The organism is Parvimonas sp. M20, from assembly GCF_035282425.1.
Classification (GTDB): Bacteria; Bacillota; Clostridia; order Tissierellales; family Peptoniphilaceae; genus Parvimonas.
In genome coordinates, this window is the sequence record NZ_JAYKBQ010000002.1 from 105852 (window position 1) to 122880 (window position 17029).

At 28.9% G+C, this 17029-nt stretch carries 14 protein-coding genes; all 14 read left to right on the top strand.

Going from position 1 to position 17029, the window contains the following annotated elements; all coding sequences use genetic code 11:
* The first annotated feature begins 102 nt into the window (after window positions 1–102).
* On the top strand, window positions 103–2076 hold the full coding sequence (gene uvrB, locus VJI93_RS01575; RefSeq protein ID WP_009354255.1) for an excinuclease ABC subunit UvrB: 1974 nt from the start codon (window positions 103–105) through the stop codon (window positions 2074–2076).
* Complete coding sequence (gene uvrA / locus VJI93_RS01580) at window positions 2069–4906, top strand: excinuclease ABC subunit UvrA (protein ID WP_293438658.1); 2838 nt, start codon at window positions 2069–2071, stop codon at window positions 4904–4906. The genes uvrB and uvrA overlap by 8 nt, the downstream gene beginning before the upstream one ends.
* Window positions 4899–5489 carry a DJ-1 family glyoxalase III gene (locus VJI93_RS01585; protein ID WP_293438660.1) on the top strand — a complete coding sequence of 197 codons (591 nt, stop codon included), beginning with the start codon at window positions 4899–4901 and terminating at the stop codon, window positions 5487–5489. Before uvrA ends, VJI93_RS01585 begins: the two co-directional genes overlap by 8 nt.
* Window positions 5479–6525 (top strand): 23S rRNA (adenine(2503)-C(2))-methyltransferase RlmN, encoded by a 1047-nt coding sequence (gene rlmN / locus VJI93_RS01590; RefSeq protein WP_323998782.1) that lies wholly within the window; start codon window positions 5479–5481, stop codon window positions 6523–6525. The genes VJI93_RS01585 and rlmN overlap by 11 nt, the downstream gene beginning before the upstream one ends.
* Window positions 6526–6943: 418 nt before the next feature.
* On the top strand, window positions 6944–8071 hold the full coding sequence (locus VJI93_RS01595; RefSeq protein WP_323998781.1) for an acyl-CoA dehydrogenase family protein: 1128 nt from the start codon (window positions 6944–6946) through the stop codon (window positions 8069–8071).
* A 73-nt stretch (window positions 8072–8144) separates the two neighbouring features.
* Entirely contained in the window at window positions 8145–8966 is an 822-nt protein-coding gene (locus VJI93_RS01600) for a phosphate/phosphite/phosphonate ABC transporter substrate-binding protein (protein WP_004833077.1), read from the top strand.
* A gap of 7 nt (window positions 8967–8973) precedes the next feature.
* Window positions 8974–10155 carry a cobalamin-independent methionine synthase II family protein gene (locus VJI93_RS01605; protein ID WP_323998780.1) on the top strand — a complete coding sequence of 394 codons (1182 nt, stop codon included), beginning with the start codon at window positions 8974–8976 and terminating at the stop codon, window positions 10153–10155.
* The gene (locus VJI93_RS01610; RefSeq protein ID WP_323998779.1) at window positions 10148–10615 is read left to right on the top strand and encodes an OsmC family protein; all 468 of its coding nucleotides are present in this window, start codon (window positions 10148–10150) and stop codon (window positions 10613–10615) included. The genes VJI93_RS01605 and VJI93_RS01610 overlap by 8 nt, the downstream gene beginning before the upstream one ends.
* A gap of 267 nt (window positions 10616–10882) precedes the next feature.
* Window positions 10883–11143 carry an HPr family phosphocarrier protein gene (locus tag VJI93_RS01615; protein ID WP_323998778.1) on the top strand — a complete coding sequence of 87 codons (261 nt, stop codon included), beginning with the start codon at window positions 10883–10885 and terminating at the stop codon, window positions 11141–11143.
* Between the two features lie 46 nt (window positions 11144–11189).
* On the top strand, window positions 11190–12854 hold the full coding sequence (gene ptsP, locus VJI93_RS01620; RefSeq protein WP_323998777.1) for a phosphoenolpyruvate--protein phosphotransferase: 1665 nt from the start codon (window positions 11190–11192) through the stop codon (window positions 12852–12854).
* Window positions 12855–12992: 138 nt separating this feature from the next.
* Window positions 12993–13682: a cell division ATP-binding protein FtsE gene (gene ftsE / locus VJI93_RS01625; RefSeq protein ID WP_323998776.1), complete on the top strand. Its 690-nt coding sequence runs from the start codon at window positions 12993–12995 to the stop codon at window positions 13680–13682.
* Window positions 13669–14565 (top strand): permease-like cell division protein FtsX, encoded by an 897-nt coding sequence (ftsX, locus tag VJI93_RS01630; protein WP_323998775.1) that lies wholly within the window; start codon window positions 13669–13671, stop codon window positions 14563–14565. The genes ftsE and ftsX overlap by 14 nt, the downstream gene beginning before the upstream one ends.
* Window positions 14566–14575: 10 nt before the next feature.
* Complete coding sequence (locus VJI93_RS01635) at window positions 14576–15772, top strand: murein hydrolase activator EnvC family protein (protein WP_323998774.1); 1197 nt, start codon at window positions 14576–14578, stop codon at window positions 15770–15772.
* Window positions 15773–15784: 12 nt separating this feature from the next.
* Window positions 15785–16996 carry a S41 family peptidase gene (locus VJI93_RS01640; RefSeq protein WP_323998773.1) on the top strand — a complete coding sequence of 404 codons (1212 nt, stop codon included), beginning with the start codon at window positions 15785–15787 and terminating at the stop codon, window positions 16994–16996.
* Window positions 16997–17029 lie beyond the last annotated feature (33 nt).

Below are 17029 nucleotides of genomic sequence, written 5' to 3' on the forward strand. Positions count from 1 at the left end.
TTGCGGTATATTAGTTATGTTATAGATGAAAAATATAGTATAATATTATATAGATTATTTTAAATAAAAATATTTGATTAATAAATAAATGGGGAGTACATTATGGAGTTTGTTTTAAATTCAAAATTTAAGCCTACAGGAGATCAACCCGAAGCTATTGAAAAAATATCGGATTCAATTAAAAAAGGTAATAAAGAAATAATTTTAAAGGGTGTTACAGGAAGTGGAAAGACCTTTACAATGGCAAATATTATTGAAAAAGTTCAAAAACCAACACTTGTAATTGCGCATAATAAGACTTTGGCTTATCAGCTTGCTAGTGAATTTAAGGAATTTTTTCCTAATAACGCTGTTGAGTTTTTTGTGTCCTATTATGATTATTATCAACCTGAAGCCTATGTTCCACAATCCGATACTTATATAGAAAAAGACAGCTCAATAAATGATGAGATAGATAAACTTAGACACTCCGCTACAATGTCTCTTTTTGAAAGAAGAGATGTAATTATTGTTGCTTCCGTTTCTTGTATTTATGGTTTAGGTGATCCAATAGACTATGAAAATTTAGTTGTTTCATTAAGACCAGGAATGATAAAAGATAGAGATGAAGTTATAAGAAAACTTGTAGATATTCAATATGTAAGAAATGATATTAATTTTATTCGTGGTACTTTTCGTGTAAGGGGAGACAGTTTAGAAATATTTCCGGTTTCCTCATCTGAAAATAGTATTAGAGTAGAATTTTTTGGAGATGAGATAGATAAAATTTCAGAAATTGATGCCTTAACAGGAAATGTAATAGGAACTCGTGAGCATGTTGCAATTTATCCTGCTTCTCACTTCGCTACTAGTTCTGAAAAAATCGAAAGAGCAATCGGTACAATTTCAAAAGAATTGGAAGAAAGACTTTTAGTTTTAAATCAAGAAAATAAATTAGTTGAAGCTCAAAGGCTTGAACAGAGAACAAAATATGATTTGGAAATGTTACAAGAAATTGGATTTTGTAGTGGAGTAGAAAATTATTCTGCTCATTTAAGTGGTAGAGAAAGAGGTTCAAGACCTTATACTTTGATTGATTATTTTCCTGATGACTTTTTGATTATTGTAGATGAAAGTCATGTTACTGTTCCACAAATTGGAGCAATGTATGAAGGGGATAGAAGTAGAAAACAAAATTTGGTTGATTATGGATTTAGATTGCCTTCTGCTTTGGATAACAGACCATTAAAATTTACAGAATTTGAAAGTATGGTAAATCAAATCTTATATGTATCTGCAACTCCTGGCAAGTACGAAAAAAGCCATAATTTAGAAGAAGTTGAACAAATTATAAGACCTACAGGACTTTTGGATCCTTTAATTGAAGTTAGAAAAACAGAAGGACAAATTGATGATATAATTGGGGAAGTGAATTCAGTTATTAAAAAAGGTGAACGTGTTTTAATTACAACTTTGACTAAAAAAATGGCTGAAAATTTAACGGATTATTTAAAAAATGTAGGAATAAAAACAACTTATTTGCATAGCGATATTGATACGATTGAACGTATGGAAATAATTAGAGATTTGCGTGTTGGAAAGTTTGACGTTTTGGTTGGAATAAATTTATTAAGAGAAGGACTTGACTTGCCAGAGGTAAGTATGGTTATAATTATGGATGCAGATAAGGAAGGTTTTTTACGTTCTGAAACTTCTATGATACAAACAATTGGACGTGCTGCAAGAAATGTAAACGGAAGAGTTATTATGTATGCAGATAGAATAACAAAGTCAATGGATGTGGCAATTAAGGAAACAAATAGAAGGCGTGAAATTCAAAATAAATACAATATAGAGCATAATATTACACCAAAGAGTGTTAAGAAAGATATTAGAGAGATTATTCAAGCTACAAAGGTTGCTGAGGATAATGTGGATTATAAAACAGAAGATGTTGAAATTACAGATTATGAAAGTTTCATTGAAGATTTGAAAAATGAAATGTTATCCGCTGCTGATTCTTTAGATTTTGAAAGAGCAGCATCAATAAGAGATGAAATAAAGAGATTAAAAGAAATGTGGGGATTAGATGTCTAAAAATACGATTAGAATTAAAGGGGCAAAAGTAAATAATTTAAAAAATATAGATTTGGAAATTCCAAGAGATAAAATGGTTGTTTTTACAGGACTTAGTGGAAGCGGAAAATCATCTTTGGCTTTTGATACAATTTATGCCGAAGGGCAAAGAAGATATGTTGAAAGCTTATCAAGTTATGCAAGACAATTTTTAGGTCAAATGGATAAACCTGATGTTGAATATATTGATGGACTAAGTCCGTCAATTTCTATTGATCAAAAAACTACAAATAGAAATCCAAGATCTACTGTAGGAACTGTTACTGAAATTTATGATTATTTAAGATTGCTTTTTGCAAAAATTGGAATTCCAAAATGTCCAATATGTGGAACTGAAATAAAAAGTCAAAGTATCGATCAAATGGTTGATAGAGTTATGAAACTTGAAGAGAGAAGTAAGATATTTGTGTTAGCTCCTGTAATTCGTGGAAAAAAGGGAGAACATAAAAAACTTTTAGAAAATATAAAAATTCAAGGTTTTGTTCGTGCGATTATTGATGATAAAGAATATGAACTTACTGAAGAAATTGAATTAGATAAAAATAAAAAACATAATATTGATATCGTAGTTGATAGACTTGTTGTAAAAGAAGGAATTGAGTCAAGACTTACAGAGAGTTTGGAAACAGCTTTCAAATTTAGTGACAGTATTGTTAAGGTTAAAGTGGTCGATGGAGAAGAAATTTTATTTTCTGAAAAAATGTCCTGTCCTAACGGGCATATTTCATTTGATGAAATTGAACCTAGAACTTTTTCTTTTAACAGTCCTTTTGGAATGTGTCATGATTGTAATGGACTTGGAAGCCATAAAATTATAGATCCGGATTTGGTAATTCCTGATAAAAATAAATCACTTTTAGAGGGAGCAATTGAATGTTACAATATGACTACTGGGGAAGATGGATACTATTACAAAATATTTCACGAAATCATAAAATATAACGGTTTTGATGAAAATACTCCTTTTAAAGATTTAAGTAAAGAAACTATAGATGAACTTCTTTATGGGACAGGATCAAGAAATATAAAATTTAGGTTTGAAAGCAAATTTACAAATGAAAATAAAACTTTTAATAAACCATTTGAAGGAATAGTAAAGAATTTGGAAAGAAGATATTCTTCTTCTCCAATGTCTTCTATGAGAGAAAAAATTGAAACAGTGATGTCTGAAATGGAATGTGAAACTTGTAAAGGAAAAAGACTTAATGAAAAAGCTCTTTCAATTTTTATAAGAGATAAAAATATTTCAGATGTTACTGCAATGTCTGTTCAAAAATTAAATGAATGGTTTAATGATTTAGAATTAACAGAAACTGAAAGTATTATTGGTGAAAGAATTTTAAAGGAAATTAGAGAAAGACTTAAATTTTTAAAAGATGTAGGTCTTGAATATTTAACTTTGGCAAGAAGTGCAGGAACTCTTTCAGGAGGGGAAAGTCAAAGAATTAGACTTGCAACTCAAATTGGTTCTGGGCTTGTTGGAGTTGTTTATGTTTTAGATGAACCAAGTATCGGTTTACATCAAAGAGATAATGAAAAACTTTTAAATGCTTTAAGAAATTTAACAAATCTTGGAAATACTTTGATTGTAGTAGAACATGATGAAGATACAATTCGTTGTGCTGACCATATTGTAGATATTGGACCAAGAGCAGGCATTCATGGTGGAGAGGTTGTTGCACAGGGAACTATTAAAGATATTATGAAGAGTAAAAAATCTATTACAGGTGCATATCTTTCAGGAAAAAGTAAAATAGAAGTTCCTAAACAAAGAAGAAAATACACAGATACAATTAAAGTTTTTGGAGCAAGAGAAAATAATTTAAAAAATATTGATGTTGAATTTCCTATCGGTGTTTTTACTTGTGTAACTGGTGTTTCCGGAAGTGGAAAGAGCAGTTTGGTAAATTCAATTTTAAATAAAGAATTGTCAAACAAATTAAATAGGAGCAAACAAAAAACAGGAAAATTTGATAGGATTGAGGGCTATGAAAAGCTTGATAAAGTTATTGAAATTGACCAAAGTCCAATAGGTAGAACTCCGCGTTCAAATCCTGCAACTTATACTAAACTTTTTGATAATATAAGAGATGTCTTTGCTATGACTACAAAGGCAAAAATGAAAGGATATAGCAAAGGTAGATTTAGTTTTAATGTTCATGGTGGCCGTTGTGAAGCTTGTAAAGGAGATGGAACAATAAAGGTTGAAATGCACTTTTTACCTGATGTATATGTTCCTTGTGAAGTTTGTGGTGGTAAAAGATACAATAGAGAAACTTTGGAAGTAACTTATAATGGGAAAAATATTTCAGATGTTTTGGAAATGACTGTTGAAGATGGACTTAAATTTTTTGAAAATCATCCTTCAATAAAAAGAAAATTACAAACTTTATATGATGTAGGATTGGATTATATTAAGATTGGTCAAAGCTCAACAGAGCTTTCAGGTGGAGAGGCTCAAAGAGTTAAACTTGCATCTGAACTTGCTAAACGTGGAACGGGACAAACTGTTTATATTTTGGATGAACCAACTACAGGATTACACATTGATGATATAAAAAAATTGATTGAAGTTTTAAATACCTTAGTTGAACAAGGAAATACTGTTATTGTTATAGAACATAATTTAGATATGATAAAAATTGCAGATCATATAATTGATTTAGGTGTTGAAGGTGGCGACGGTGGAGGAACCATTGTAGTAACAGGCACACCTGAGGAAGTTGCAAAATGTGAGAAATCATATACAGGACAATTTTTAAGGAAAATATTAGGAGAGCAAAATGGATAGATATATTTTAATTTTAACAGATACCTTTGAAGAAGTTGAAGCACTTACTCAAGTTGATTATCTTAGAAGAGCTGACATTAAAGTCGATATGATTTCAATTACAGGAAAACTTCAAGTTACAAGTAATAGAGGAATAACTGTTTTAGCAGATGATTTGTTTGAAAATATAAATTTAAAAGAATATGCAGGAATTATTATTCCAGGTGGACTTCCTGCTGCTTTTGATATCAGAGATGATAAAAGAGTTTTAGAAATAATAAAGAAATTTGACGAAGAGGGCAAGTTGATTTCTGCGATTTGTGCAGGACCTTCAGTTCTTGCAAAAGCAGGTGTTTTATCCGGAAGAAATGCAGTTATTTATCCGGGAATGGAAGATGAGTTGCTTGATGCAAATGTTAAAGAAGATGCAATTTGTATTGATGACAATATAATTACAGCAAGAGGAGCAGGACTTGCAGGAGAACTTGCTTATACATTGATTAGAAAAATAAAAGGGAAAGTTCAAGAAAAACAAGTTCGTTTTATGTCTGTTGATTATTTGTTGAGGGATTTTATTCTAAAGGAAGAAAAGAATGGGAAATAAAAAAATAGAATTTAACTCTTTGAAAATTGAAGAGCTTGAAGATTTATTTTTAAGTTTGAGAGAAAAGAAGTTTAGGGCTGAGCAATTTTTTAGATTTATGCATCAAAAGAAAAACTTTGAAATAGAAAATTGCAAACAACTGCCTAAAGTTTTAATTGAAAAACTAAAGGAAATAGGATATATAAATACTTCTACAATTTATACAAAATATGAATCAAAGCTAGATAATACAAAAAAATATTTGATTAAATTATATGATAATAGAATAATTGAAACTGTATTTATGGACTATGGAAGTTATTGTACAGTTTGTATTTCAAGTCAAGTAGGTTGTAGAATGGGTTGTACTTTTTGTGCTTCAACAAAAGAAAATTTTAAAAGAAATTTAACTTCTGGTGAAATGTTAAATCAAATTTATCTAATAGAGAATGATTTGAATTTAACTATAAATAATGTTGTTATTATGGGTATTGGAGAACCACTTGATAATTATAATAATGTAATAGGATTTTTGAAAATTATAAATTCTGAAAAAGGTAAAAATTTGAGCTTAAGAAATATTACAATTTCAACATGTGGGCTTGTCCATAATATTTATAAATTAGCTGATGAAAAATTACCTGTAACACTTACAATTTCGCTACATAATCCGTTCCAAAAGGAAAGAAGAGAGATAATGCCTATTTCCGACAATTTTTCAATTGATGAAATATTAAAGGCTTGTAAATATTATTTTGATAAAACTTCAAGAAGAGTGAGTTTTGAATATACAATAATCAAAGGACAAAACGATTCAAGAGAACATGCATTAGAGCTTAAAAATATTCTAAAGGGCTTAAATTGCCATATTAATATAATTCCTTTAAATTCAATAAAAGAGTTTGATGGAGTTGCACCAAGTACAAAGTATATTTACTCTTTTAAGTCAATGCTTGAAAATTATGGAATAAATGCCACGATAAGAAAGAAACAGGGTGATGATATAAACGGAGCTTGTGGGCAACTTAGACAAGGTGTATTAGAAGAGGAGAATTAACTGACTGTGAAGTCAGTTTTTTATTGTAAAACAACAAGGTTCTCTGGACCCCACCCGATGCGAAGCATCGTGGAAGGGTTGGGTTCTTATTAAAAAAATTTCTAATAAAATATTTAGAACAATCAATATTCATTATTAAAAGTTTTTATAATTTGATAATTTTATTATTTGTAAATTTCAATATTTACTAAAATTAATTATATAAAAAATTTATATATATGTATTTTATATAATAAGTAATATTTATTGATAAACGCTTATAAATATTGAAATTTCAATAAATTATAAAATAAGAAAAAATTATTTAGACTATCAAATCAAATTTTTAAAAATGATTATTATTATGCTATAATGGGCAAACATTTAATAATCTTTAATGATTATAAAGATTGTTTATATTTTAAAATTGGAGGTTAGTATGAGTAAGTTTTATGAAGATGCATTATTATTTGCTAAGGAACATATTTTGCCTTATGCAAAAGAGATTGATGAAAAGATGGAATTTCCTGTTGAATCTTTTAAAGAAATGGGAAAAGCTGGATATTTCAAATTGATGATTCCTACTGAACTTGGGGGATTAGGGAAAGGAATGACAGAGCATTCTGAAGCATGTATGGCTTTTGCTAAAAGTAGTGCAACAGCTGGACTTTGTTATATGATGCATAATGTTTGTTTAAGTATTGTTTTGAAATATGCTAGCGATGAGCTAAAAAGCAAAATTGTTAAAGATGTTGTTGAAAATAATAAGTTTTTAGGATTTGCTTATTCAGAGTTTGGATCAGGGACAAATTTTTATCGACCTGATATTAAAGCTGAGTTTAATGATAAAGAAGTAATTTTAAATGGAACAAAGAGTATGGTTACATCTGCTGGACAAGCTTCTTATTATCTATTGCTTTCTTCTTCAGAATCAGGTGAAGGAATTGATAACTGGATTGTTCCTATTGAAACTGAAGGTGTTGAATTTAAGCAAAGCGAATGGCAAGGTTTAGGAATGAGAGGAAATGTTTCTTGTCCTATGGAATTTGTAGATGCTCATTTGTCGAAATCATATAGAATAGGTAAAATTGGAGATGCTATGACTCATATTTTTGAAGTTGTTGCACCTTTCTTTATTACAGGTTTAGCTTCAGTTTATACAGGTGTTTGTGAAGCTGTTCTTTCAGAAGCGTTAAGTCATGCAACAAATAGGAAACATACTTTTGGTTCTAAACTTGCAGAATATGAAACTGTACAAGCACATATTTCAAGAATATATTCTCAAACTAATGCTGCAATCTTAGGAACAAAAGAAGCAGCCAGAGCTGCTGATGCTGGAGAAAGTGATGCTATAGTGAAAATTATATCAGCTAGAATTTTTGCGTCAGAGGCTGCTATTGAAGTTGCAAGATTAGGAATGAGAGTTGGAGGTGGAAAAGCTTATAATAAAATGGGAATAATGGAAAGACTTTTAAGAGATTCTTATGCCGGACAAATTATGGCACCAAGTGTTGATGTTTTAATTCTTTGGTTGGGAAGAGCTCTTTTGGGACTACCTTTAATCTAAATTTCAATTTTTTAATAAATAGGCTTTTTTGCTTAAATTTATCTTAAATATTTACAAAATAGGAGGAACATATATGAATAAATTAAAAGTTGGAGCAGTAGTTTATGCACCTAGAGTTACTGTTATTTGGGGGATAATTGCCGATTTCTTCAAAGAAGAAGGTTTTGAAATTGAACCGATTTACTACAAAGACTATAGATCACAAGTTGACGGACTTATGAAAGGAGAAATTGATGTTGCTTGGAATTCTCCTCTTGCGTGGTTAGATGCTAATTTAAGAACTAATGGGAAAGCACTAAATGGTTCTATGAGAGATACAGATAATGATCGTTCAACTTATTTGGTTGTAAAAAAATCTTCAAATATAAAATCTATAGAAGATTTAAAGGGAAAAATGATAGGCTTTGGTGCTATTGATTCTCCTCAAGCCAGACTTATACCTATATATAATTTATATCAACATGGTCTTGAATTTAATAAAGATTATGTTGAAAAAAGATTTGATATAGGAATTGGACTTCATGGAGATCATGTCGGTGGAGAATTGGATTCAGCAAAAGCTATGCTTAATGGCGAAGTTGATGCTACTTGGATGTTGGATTTGAATTATGATGCATGGATACAAGACGGAACTATTGATAAAAATCAAGTTGATATAATTTATAAAACTCCGTTTTTTGATCATTGCATTTTTTCAGGAAGACCTGATCTTAAAGTTGAAAAATTTGAAATGTTTGCAAAAATTTTACACAAAATGGATTACAACAACCCTGAACATAAAGAAATGATGGATATGGAAGGGCTAAAAAAGTGGGTTATTGGTCGAACAACAGGATTTGAGCAAATAAAAAATGCAAATGAATATATTAATTTTTTAGAAACTTTTTATAAGTAGGTATGAGATGAAAAAAACTTTTAAACCATTTACAACTTCTCTTATAGGAAGTCTGCCAAGAAGTAAAGAGATAATGGCTTTGAAGAGAAGATTAAAATCTGATGTAGATTTCAAAAAGGAATATGATGAATTAATAAAAATCGAAACGGAAAAATTGGTTAAACTTCAAGAAAAATATTCAATAGATATAATAACTAATGGAGAATTGGCAAGAGATAATTATGTTTCTTTTGTAGCAGATAGGATAGATGGAGTTGTTATGATGAATATGGGTGATATGCTTGAATATATAGACGATAAACAGGCGTTCGAACAAATCTTGGAAACACTTGATGTTCCATCTGTTAGTATAAAAAATGCTATTTGTAATGGCGTTTTAAAATATAATAAAAGTTTAGTTTCTGATGAGATAAAATTTTTGAAAAAAATTACAACTTCTTCTGTAAAAGCAACACTTCCGGGTCCCTATCTTATGACAAGATCTATGTGGCTTCCTGCTCTTAGTAAAAAATTTTATAATAGCAAAGAAGAATTAGGTAAAGATGTAGTAAAAATTTTAAAACAAGAGATAGATAACTTAATAGAAGCTGGTGTTGATATAATCCAGTTCGATGAGCCTGTACTTACAGAAGTTGTTTTTTCTGAAGGAAAAACAAGATCTTTTATGTGTGCTGCTCTTTCTGAAAGAAAGGATCCTACAGAAGAGTTGATATTTGCAACGAATTTGATAAAATGTGTTATGGATTATATGAAAGATAAACCTATACTTAGTTCACTTCATGTTTGTAGAGGAAACTGGAGTAAGGATGAGAGTATTTTGCTTGAAGGACCATATACACCTCTTGTTCCTCTTTTTGAAGAAACATCTCCAAATATTTTGGCACTTGAATTTTCGACTCCTCGTGCAGGAGAACTTGATTCTTTATTATCAAGTGAAAAAATTAAAGAAAATTCAATTCTTGCACTTGGAGTTATAAATCCTAGGACAGACGTTATTGAAACAGCACAATCAATAATTGATAGAGCTAGAGAAGCATTAAAATTTATCTCTAAGGAAAAACTTTGGTTAAATCCCGATTGTGGCTTTGCTACTTTTTCAAATAGACCTGTAAGTACATTTGAAATAATTGAAAAGAAGTTGGAACAATTACAAATAGCTAAAAATGCTTTAAGGGAAATGTATGAGTAGTTTATATGAATCATATAATTATGATGCTTCTTACAGGGCTATTTTAAGTTATAACGATGTTGTAAAAGTTTTTACAGAAAAAGATTTTATTGAAGTGAATTCTCAGATAAGTTTTGATGTAGAAGATAGTAATAAAACTTCTTTTAATTATTTTGCAAGCTCAATTATTTCGGGGATAATTCATAATTTAATTTTTGTTTCAAAAAAACTTAATATAAAATTAGAGGATATTGAGGGAAAAATTAAAATAAAATTAAAAAATCCACTGACAATATTAGCTGTTAAAGGCTATTCAGAGGAAGCTAAAATTGATAGTTGTGATATCATAGTATATTTATTTTCAGATCTTGAAGATGATGAGTTAGTTGATTTTTGTAAGAAATCTTTGAATAGTTGTTTTATTTATAATACACTCAAGGATGTAATGAATATTAATATAAGATTTATTCCAATTTTATAAAAATATTAATAATAGACTTCAAATTTTTAATAAAAAGATTAATTATTTGAAGTCTTTTTTTGATAGATGTTTTTAACAATATTAAAATTTATTAATATAGATTTTTTTATGAATTTTATTATATTTTATGTAAAAAATTACATACTAAATTAATTTAACAATTATGAAAAACGTTTTTAAAAATTTTTGATAAAACTATTGAATTGTTTAAACAATAATGGTAAAATATATATGTAGTTTAAATATGAGAAACTTAGGAGGCTTATTATGATTGAAAAAAACGTTATAATAAAAAATGAAACAGGATTACATGCAAGACCTGCTGCATCTTTAGTTCAATTTGTTAAGAAATTTGATGAGAGTATTGAAATTATTTTAGATAACAAGGTTGCAGATGCGAAAAGTATTTTTAATGTTATGAGTTTAGGTATTTCTAAGGGAATGGAAATAACATTGAGAGTTGATGGGGAAAATGAAGAGAAAACTTTAGGAGAAGTTGTAAACTTCATAGAAAATTTAGCTGATTAATTTTAAGGATAGCTTCTCAAAAGAGAAGCTTTTTTGGTGGAGTATTATGAGAATATATGATGGATTTTCCGTTTCTGACGGAATAGCATATGGCAAAGCTGTTACATTATTTTATGAAAAGATTTCTATTCAAGATAAAATTCTTGATAATGAAAAAGAAAAAGAACTTTTAAGATTTGAAAGTTTATTATCAGGTTTTTTAGAATCGGATAGAATAATGGACGAGGATGAAAAACTAGAAAATTTATTAAATGTTCATATTGAATTGATAGATGATCCATTCTTAAAAGATACGGTAAAAAATAAAATATTGACTGAAAATAAATCTTTAGAAAAATCAATAGAAGAGACATTCAGTCATATTTGTTATGAATTAAATAGTCTTGATTCTGACTATATGAGAGACAGAATTTATGATTATATTTCGATTCAAGAAGAATTTATTAGGACTTTAACATCAGTTGAGGAAATTAAAATTTATGAAAATAAATTTATTCTTTTTACTGAAAATTTATCTCCAAAACTAATTGATAAGTATAAAGATCAATTAATAGGAATAGTTTCAAAAAATGGTGGAAAAACCTCACATGCTTCTTTGTATGCTAAAAATTTACAAATTCCTTATATAATTTGTAATTCATTGGATTTTCAAGAGTTAAAAAATAAAAGTTTTGATTGTATTCTGGATTGTGATCAAGAAAAGTTGATTATAAATCCTGATGGAGATACTGTTAATTCATATAAAAAATCATTAAAAGCATCTCAAAAAGAATTTTTAGATACTAATATTGTTAGGACAAAAAACAATAGATATGTAAGGGTTTGTAGTAATATTTCAAGTTTTGAAGAGTTTGAAGTATCTTTGAATAATGGTACAGACGGCTGTGGATTATTTAGAACAGAATTTTTATATATGTCTGATGAATCTCCAACAGAAGAATATCAATTTGAGATTTTTAAAAAGCTTGCACAAAGTACAGAAAAACCCATTGTAATTAGAACTTTTGATATTGGAGCAGATAAAAAATCAAAATTTTTTAGACTTGATGAGGAAAAAAATCCTTTCTTGGGTCTTAGAGGTTTTAGAATATATAAAGAATTTTATAAAGAATTAAGAAAGCATTTAAGAGCAATTCTAAGAGCTTCAGCTTTTGGAAATGTAAAAATTATGATTCCCATGATAACAACACTTGAAGAGGTTTTGTGGATAAAAAATGAAATTTTAAAAATTAAAGATGAATTGAGAGAAGAAAAAGTCGATTTTGATGAAAATATTGAATTTGGAATTATGATAGAAACTCCTGCATCGGTGTTTCTTTTTGATATCTTGGTTAAAGAGGTTGATTTTGTAAGTATTGGAACAAATGATTTAGTTCAATATATGTTAGCTTGTGATAGAGAAAATTCTAAGATGCAACAACTCTATGATTGCTATCATCCTTCGGTTATTCGCTCAATTAATCGTGTAGTAGATATTGCTCATAGAAATGGAAAAATTGTTTCAATGTGTGGAAACTTTGCAAGTGAGTTGGATGCTGTTGAACTTTTAATTTTACTGGGAATTGATGAATTCAGTGTTACTAATGATGTTTTACAAAAAATAAAGAAAAGGATAAAGTTGTTTGATTATAATAATTATTTGGACTTTTTTGACAAGTTAAACAAGTTTAAAACAGGTCGATCAGTAATGTATTATTTTGATAATAAATAAAAAATTTTTTGAGTATATTAAGTTTTTGTAATATTTTTGTCATTATTTTGTAACTTTTTTGGTTTTTTTACTACTTTTTATAAATTTTATGATATAATAGTACTATCGATTAGTTAGAAATTTATTTGAGGTGATATTTTGTTAGAATTTATAGAAGTAACTAAAATATATAAAAATGACGTTTGTGCCCTGAAAGATTTGAGTTTTAGGGTTGAAGATGGAGAGTTTGTATTTCTAATAGGAGCCAGTGGAGCTGGTAAAACAAGTATTATAAAGATGCTTTTAAGAGAAGTAAAACCTACATCAGGTGAAATAATAGTTGATGATATTGATATAGTTAAATTAAGAAATAGAAAAATACCTCATCTTAGAAAAAAGATGGGTATTGTTTTTCAGGACTTTAGATTATTAGAAGGAAAGACAGTTTTTGATAATATAAAGTATCCACTACAAATTCTAGGAGTTTCAAAAAGAGAAATAAATAGAAGAGTTAAGGAACTTTTGGAACTGGTTGGTTTATCAGAAAGAGCGAATTCTTTCCCAAATCAACTATCTGGTGGAGAACAACAAAGGGTTTGTATTGCTAGAGCAATTGTAAATAGGCCGAAATATTTAATAGCTGATGAGCCTACAGGAAATTTAGATCCAAATACTTCAGAAGATATAATGAAGTTGCTTTTGGATGTAAATGCCAAAGGAACAACGGTAATTGTTTCTACTCATGATAAAGATATAGTTAACAAGCTCAAAAAGAGAGTTATCAGTATGAATCATGGAGAAATGATTAATGACGAAGAACGTGGAGGTTATTTCGATGAGTTCAATTAGAAGATTTTTTTCTGCGATAGGAGAAGGCTTGGTTGGTATTTGGAGAAATAAATCCATGGGTGTTGCGTCGATAGTTTCAATTTGTTCAATGCTTTTAATTCTTGGCGGGATTACTTTTGGAGTTTTTGTGGCTAATAATATAGTAGAAGATATGAAGACCAAAGTTGATCAAATAGACGTTCTTTTGACACCCGAAGTTACATCCGACAGAGTTTTAAAAATAAAAGAAGAATTGCAAAAAATTGAAAATGTAAAATCTGTAAATTATGTTTCAAAAGAACAAGCTCTTGCAAAGATGAAAGCACAATGGAAGGAAAATGCATTTTTATTAGACGGAATGGAATCAGCACTGCCTGAAAGTTATGAGTTAAAAGTTGAAAATATAGAAAATTCAAATGCTGTTGCATCTAGTATTTATAATATTAAAGATGTGGAAAAAGTTGTTTATTATAAAGATATTGTTGAAAAGATTGCAAAAGTATCAGAGATAGTTAAATATGTAGGAATTACATTGGTTGGAGTATTACTGTTAGTAAGTTTCTTTATAATGTCTATAACTATAAAATTGACAGTTATTGCAAGAAAGAAAGAAATAAGTATAAAGAAATATATTGGTGCTACGAATATGAGTATTACGGGTCCGTTTATTGTTGAAGGTATTTTGCTCGGAGGACTTGGTGCAGGAATATCTTTTGCAATTATTTTCTTTGCTTATAAGTATGTTTATGAGAGTTTTGCTTGGGGAATAGGTGGTATATTCTCTAATTATTTTTTGCCTGTTAATGTTTTTGGAATTTATATAGCTATTTCTTATTTTATAATAGGTATGGGCATTGGAATATTAGCATCAATATTTTCAAGTAGAAAGTATATGAATGTATAGGAGGTTGTATATGAAAAAGAGAAGATTTGTAGCGTTGATACTTATGCTTTCAATGCTTGGTTCAGGTGTGATTTCTTATGCTGATAAAGTAGACAATCTAAAGAAAGAGAAAAAAAATCAAGAAAAAAATCTAGAAAACAAGAAAAAATCTATTAATGATATGACTACTGAAAAAGATACAGCATTCAAAGAAATTGTTGAAAAACAAAAAAATATTGACCAATTGGATAAAGATCTTACAGAGTTAGAAGATATGATTAATAAGATTTCTGAAGAAATTCAAGTTTCTAAAGAAAAAATATCAATTTTAGAAGATAGAATTACTGAAAAACAAGAACTATTTAAAAAGAGAGTTCGTGTTATGTATGGTAATAGAGATTTAAGCTCTATTGAAGTTCTGTTTTCTTCATCTAGTATAGGAGATTTTATTTCAAGATATTTTATGATGCAATCAATTGCTGATTATGATAAAAAATTAATTACAAGTTTGAAAAATGATAAACTTGCCTTAGTAGCAGAAAAAGAAGAACTTGAATCAAGAAAAGAAGAAAAAGTAGTTAAGAAAAAAGAAATGGAAATAAAGTATCAAGCTTATACTGAAGAAGTTGAAAAAAACAAACAACTTATAGCAAAATTGGAACAAAATATAGAGTATACAAAATCTGAAATTGACCAATTACAAAGTAAAGTTAAAAATTTAAATGCAAATATAAGTTTTGAAGAAAAAGTAAAAGCAGATATTCTAAGAGGAATAAACGAAAGAAAAATTCAAAAAGATATTGATGACGGTAAAATAGATGCACGTCCTTCAAATGGAGAAATGATGTGGCCGTTGAAGGGATATTATAGAATTTCAAGTCCATTTGGATGGAGAAATGCACCAATTGGTAGTGGTGGAGAAAGACATAGAGGAATTGATATTCCTGCTCCAACAGGAACACCTGTGTACTCTGCAACAGATGGAGTAGTAATTTCAGCAGGATGGAATGGAAGTTATGGTAATGCTGTTATGATTAAATATACAAATAATATTGTTATTGTATATGGACATAATTCAAGCTTAGTTGTAAAAGCTGGACAAAGAGTAAGTAAAGGACAAGTTATTTCTTTAGTAGGTTCTACAGGAAATTCAACAGGGCCACATTTACACTTTGAAGTTAGATATAACGGCTCACCAGTAGATCCACTTAGATATTTGAATCACTAGGAGTAATAATATATGATAAAAAATAAAAGGCTTACTGCGTTTCTAGTCTTAATGATATTTTTGTGTTCATTTATATCATACAAGGCTGGAAAAAATTCTGCAGCTGTTTTTAACAAAACAACTACAACAAATAATACTACTGATCAAGACAATACAGATTATGGAAAATTTCAGTCATTTGTAAACTCAATAAAAGAGAAGTATTATTTCAATATAGACTATGAAAAAATGAATACTGAAATAAAGAAGGCTATATTTTCTTCTTTAGGAGATCCGTATACTCAATATCTTACTGAAAAAGATATGAAGGAGCTTCAAAAAGTGAGTTCTGGAAAATTCGTTGGAATAGGAGTTCAAGTAAGTGTAAATGAAAATGGAGAAATAGTTGTTGTCGCTCCTATAAAAGGAGGTCCAAGCCAAAAGGCTGGAATACAATCAGAAGATATTATAGTAAAAGTAAATGATGAAGAAGTCAAAAAAAATGATTTAGAATCAACAATCAAACTAATGAGAGGAAATGAAGAAGTTGGTTCAGAAGTTAAGGTTACAGTTAAGAGAATTGTAGATTCAGAAGAAAAGATTTTAGATTTTACAATAAAGAGAGAAGAAATAACTACAGAATCTGTTAATTCAAAACTTTTAGATAATGGAGTTTTATATGTGCAAATTACTAATTTTGCTGCAAAGACAGGAGCTGATTTTGAAAAGGCTGTTGATGAAGGTATTAGTAAGGGTGCAAAATCTTTGATAATTGACCTTCGAAATAATCCAGGAGGATTATTAACTGCCGTTAAGCAAGTTGCAGATAAAATTTTACCTGCTTCTACAATTATGAAAATTGTAGATAGTAAGGGGAACGAAACTCTTGAAAAAGCAACTGGAAAAGGAACTGATATTCCGATAGTAGTTTTGATTAACAAAGGTTCAGCATCAGCATCTGAAGTACTAAGTGTTGCACTTCGTGATAATAAAAAAGCTACATTGGTTGGAGAAAAATCTTTTGGTAAAGGAATTATTCAAACAGTTTTCCCTATAGATAATGATGGTAAAACAGAAGGAGTAAAAATGACTATTGCTGAATATTTTGGACCTAATGGTACTAAGATTAATAAAGTAGGATTGGAACCTGATCATAAAGTTGAGCAAAAAGGAAATTCTAAAATAGGGATAGAACATTTAGATACAGACCCACAATTACAGAAAGCTATAGAATTGTTAAAGTAGTTTTGTCTGTTAATTGTTGAAAAATCTTATTAG

What these genes read in the sequence shown, in the direction of transcription:
- VJI93_RS01615 (WP_323998778.1), top strand. Translation starts at nt 10,883, where the DNA reads ATGATTGAAAAAAACGTTATAATAAAAAATGAAACAGGATTACATGCA.
- VJI93_RS01605 (WP_323998780.1), top strand. Translation starts at nt 8,974, where the DNA reads ATGAAAAAAACTTTTAAACCATTTACAACTTCTCTTATAGGAAGTCTG.
- VJI93_RS01595 (WP_323998781.1), top strand. Translation starts at nt 6,944, where the DNA reads ATGAGTAAGTTTTATGAAGATGCATTATTATTTGCTAAGGAACATATT.
- uvrB (WP_009354255.1), top strand. Translation starts at nt 103, where the DNA reads ATGGAGTTTGTTTTAAATTCAAAATTTAAGCCTACAGGAGATCAACCC.
- VJI93_RS01635 (WP_323998774.1), top strand. Translation starts at nt 14,576, where the DNA reads ATGAAAAAGAGAAGATTTGTAGCGTTGATACTTATGCTTTCAATGCTT.
- VJI93_RS01640 (WP_323998773.1), top strand. Translation starts at nt 15,785, where the DNA reads ATGATAAAAAATAAAAGGCTTACTGCGTTTCTAGTCTTAATGATATTT.
- ftsX (WP_323998775.1), top strand. Translation starts at nt 13,669, where the DNA reads ATGAGTTCAATTAGAAGATTTTTTTCTGCGATAGGAGAAGGCTTGGTT.
- rlmN (WP_323998782.1), top strand. Translation starts at nt 5,479, where the DNA reads ATGGGAAATAAAAAAATAGAATTTAACTCTTTGAAAATTGAAGAGCTT.
- VJI93_RS01585 (WP_293438660.1), top strand. Translation starts at nt 4,899, where the DNA reads ATGGATAGATATATTTTAATTTTAACAGATACCTTTGAAGAAGTTGAA.
- VJI93_RS01610 (WP_323998779.1), top strand. Translation starts at nt 10,148, where the DNA reads ATGAGTAGTTTATATGAATCATATAATTATGATGCTTCTTACAGGGCT.
- ptsP (WP_323998777.1), top strand. Translation starts at nt 11,190, where the DNA reads ATGAGAATATATGATGGATTTTCCGTTTCTGACGGAATAGCATATGGC.
- uvrA (WP_293438658.1), top strand. Translation starts at nt 2,069, where the DNA reads ATGTCTAAAAATACGATTAGAATTAAAGGGGCAAAAGTAAATAATTTA.
- VJI93_RS01600 (WP_004833077.1), top strand. Translation starts at nt 8,145, where the DNA reads ATGAATAAATTAAAAGTTGGAGCAGTAGTTTATGCACCTAGAGTTACT.